The organism is Mycolicibacter senuensis (genome assembly GCF_003284925.1).
Taxonomy (GTDB): domain Bacteria; phylum Actinomycetota; class Actinomycetes; order Mycobacteriales; family Mycobacteriaceae; genus Mycobacterium; species Mycobacterium algericum_A.
In genome coordinates this window covers 1-3134 of the sequence record NZ_QMEX01000239.1, presented here as the reverse complement: position 1 = coordinate 3134, position 3134 = coordinate 1, and the positions used below count along the sequence as shown (strand labels likewise).

Here is a 3134-nt window from a genome sequence, read left to right as displayed (position 1 = left end):
GCCCGCGTTGGTCACGGTGCGGCTCATGGCGGTGGCGAAACCGACCGGGCCGCTGAGCGTGTTGAAGGTGCTCGCGCCGTCGATCACGCTGTCGGCCGCCGACTGGCTGCCCTGCGAGGCCGCGGCGTTGGCCAGGGCGGTCGCAGGTGCCAGTGCCTGGCTGGTGGCCGCGGCGGAGTTGGTGGTCTGCGGCGGCTCCTGGAACGGTGTCAGCTGGGTGGCGGTGTAGGCGGTGGTGGCGTAGCCGTGCATGGCCGCGGCGTCTTGCGCCCACATCTGGGCGTAGGCGGTTTCCAGGGCTGAGATCAACGCGGTGTTCTGCCCGAAGATGTTGGTGGCCACCAGATTTGCCAGCTGTGTGCGGTTGGTGGCGACTACTGTCGGCGGAACCGTTGCCGCGCGGGCTGATTCGTAGGCGGCTGCGGCGGCGCGTGACTGGGCGGCGGCTTGCTCGGCTTGCGTTGCGGTCTGGCTCACCCAGGCGATGTAGGGCGAGGCGGCGGCGAGCATCGCCTGGGAGGAGGCACCCGTCCACCCCTCATCCTGTAGTCCAGTGAGCGTGGTCGAGTAGCCCAGCGCGAACGCATTCAGTTGTCCGCTCAACGCATCCCAGGCAGCCGCCGACGCCAGCAGTGGTCCGGAACCGGGTCCGGTATACATCTGGGTCGAGATGACCTCGGGCGGCAGAATCCCGAAATCCAGCATCAGTAAAGCCTTTCCTCGATCGCATCGCGTGATGCGCAGCCGGTGATCGGCAGGCGAGGTGTGAAGGATCAGCCGAAAAGAGGCTGTGGCCTACCGAATTGATTCGTGGCGGTCATGCACCCGGCGACATCGCCTGGTTCCGCCGGCGGCCCGGATTTCGCATTCCAACGGTGTTGTCATGGGAATCGGCTGCTCGCTTTTCGGTAGTGCTTTTCTGGGTTAGTCACGACGTTAGACGCGGGCTGCGCGAAATCCCGCCCGGCACTCAGGCGCGTGCCACGACAAGACGGCCGCACCGGCCTGCGCGGCGTCATCGCCGAGTTGCTGTGCCAGGTCAACAAAGACACTGCTACCTGCATGGATGCGGTGGATTCTGGTCAGCTCCCGCGTGGGCACGCCCGTCTGGCGTGCCGCCGCGGGTTTAAAAATCAGCCTGCGAAAAAGCCTGTGTGGCCGATGAGCGCCGCACTGATCCGGGTGTTCACTGGCCGGGCGGGCCCGGCGGCCCGCTAGCCGTCGAACACCGTGCGCAACGCGGCGCCGACGTCAGCGATCACGCCGGGCGTGTAGCCGGGAATGTTCATGGTTACCCCGCCGACGCCGGCATCGAGCACCTTGGTCTTGATCTGCTCGGCGATCGACTCGGGGCTGCCGGCCACCATCCGCTGGCTCATCGCGTCCGGAATCTGGTCGGCGCTGACGTTCTGGCTGGCCAGCGCGGTGAGCAACATGGTGGTCTCCAGGGTGGCCGGGTCGCGGCCGATCGCCTCGCAGCTGCGCTGCACCGCAGCCATTTTCGCGGGCAGCTCGTCGAAGCCGGCGATGATGTTGAGGTGGTCGAAGTGGCGAGCCGCCAGCGGAATGGTCTTCTTCTCGCCGCTTCCGCCGATCAGCAGCGGAATGTGGTCGCGGAAGCGCGGTTCGGCCATCGCCTCGCGGGCGCGGTACCACTTGCCCTCGAAGGTCGGCCGTTCGCCCTTGATCATCGGCAAGATGATTTCCAGCGCCTCGTCGAGCCGGTTGAACCGGTCGGTGAAGGTACCGAACTCGAAACCCAACTGGTCGTGTTCGAGCTCGAACCATCCGGTGCCGATCCCCAGCACCGCCCGTCCGGAGCTCACGACGTCCAGGGTGGTGATGATCTTGGCCAACAGCGCCGGGTTGCGGTAGGTGTTGCCGGTGACCAGCGTGCCCAGCTGGACGCTTTCGGTCGCGGTCGCCAGCGCACCCAACGCCGTGTAGGCCTCGAGCATCGGCTGGTCGGGGGAGCCCAGCATGGGCAGTTGGTAGAAGTGGTCCATTAGGAACACCGCGTCGAACCCGGCGGCCTCGGCCTCCTGGGCCTGGGCGATGACGGTCGGGAACAGCTTTGAAACGTCGGTGCCGTAAGAGAAATCGGGGATCTGGAAGCCAAGGCGAATCGTCATTCATTTGACCCTAGGGGTCGCGGGGGCTTCTTCGGGTGAATTTTCGCTGGGCGCGAAGTGCGGCAGGCCGTCGCAGGCGCCCGCTAACCGCGGTCTCGCACGCCTGCGCGTCTGGTCAGGTGGTCGATCTGCAGATAGGTCGCATAGATCACCAGGGGCGGCAGCACGATGAAGGGCACGTTCTCGCCGATGAACTTGAACCAGAAGCCCCAGCTGCCTTGCCCGATGTCGGCGAACCCCGCGCCCACCTCACTGAGGAAGTAGACCGCGGTACTGCTCATCAACACGGAGATGCCGACTGCCACCACCCACAGGCAGCGGATACGCGACTCCAGCGGCAGCGTGGAGCGCAGCAGCCTGGTCCACATCACGAAGACGGTGATGCCGGTGCTGACCCCGACCACTTCGAGAGCGAACACCCACGGATTGCCGCTGACGTAGCGGGTGTCGGCCAGACCGTATTGCCACCACAGCCACTTGAAGCCCGGATCGTCGGTAGGCGCCCACCAGCCCAGTGGCTGACCGACTAAGAACATCAGCTCGTAGCCGATCTGGCTGGCCGCGGTGAACGGGATGTAGAACAACGTGAGCTCGGCAGCCCGGTCCAGTCGGGTGCGCTGCTCGCCCGGCGCGTCCCACAGAATCACGAACGGCAGCAGCATTACCGGGATCCCGAAGATCATGTTGGCGATCACGTCCACCGAGAAGCTGGCGGGGATGATGCGCAGACTCACCGCGATGGTCAGCAGCACGAACATGCCCAGGACGAACAGGGCGGTGCCGGTATAGAGGCGTAGCCGGTGCGGGGCCCAGGGCCGGGCGAAATCGGTCTCGTGTTCGTGCACGGCAGTCATCGTCGCCCCTCGCGGCACAGTCTCAACTACTTGTCATTGGGGGCAGCCTATCTTGGCGTGCTGGTGAAAGGCTTGTTTTGACGGGCGGCGACGAAACCGGTGCTTCGCGCGCGTTCGTGTTCCTGCTGGTCAGATGGTGCCCCCGGCA

The 3134-nt window shown here is 65.7% G+C and carries 3 protein-coding genes; all 3 read right to left on the bottom strand.

Annotated elements, in window-relative coordinates; translation table 11 throughout:
• Positions 1 to 705, bottom strand: a 705-nt coding sequence (locus DQP56_RS23450; RefSeq protein ID WP_133259023.1) for a PPE family protein, incomplete at its 3' end; no start/stop codon positions are given.
• A 509-nt stretch (positions 706 to 1214) separates the two neighbouring features.
• Entirely contained in the window at positions 1215 to 2132 is a 918-nt protein-coding gene (locus tag DQP56_RS23445; protein ID WP_112689452.1) for an LLM class F420-dependent oxidoreductase, read from the bottom strand.
• An 83-nt stretch (positions 2133 to 2215) separates the two neighbouring features.
• Positions 2216 to 2986, bottom strand: a complete 771-nt coding sequence (locus DQP56_RS23440) for an emopamil-binding protein (RefSeq protein WP_112689450.1) — start codon at positions 2984 to 2986, stop codon at positions 2216 to 2218.
• Positions 2987 to 3134 lie beyond the last annotated feature (148 nt).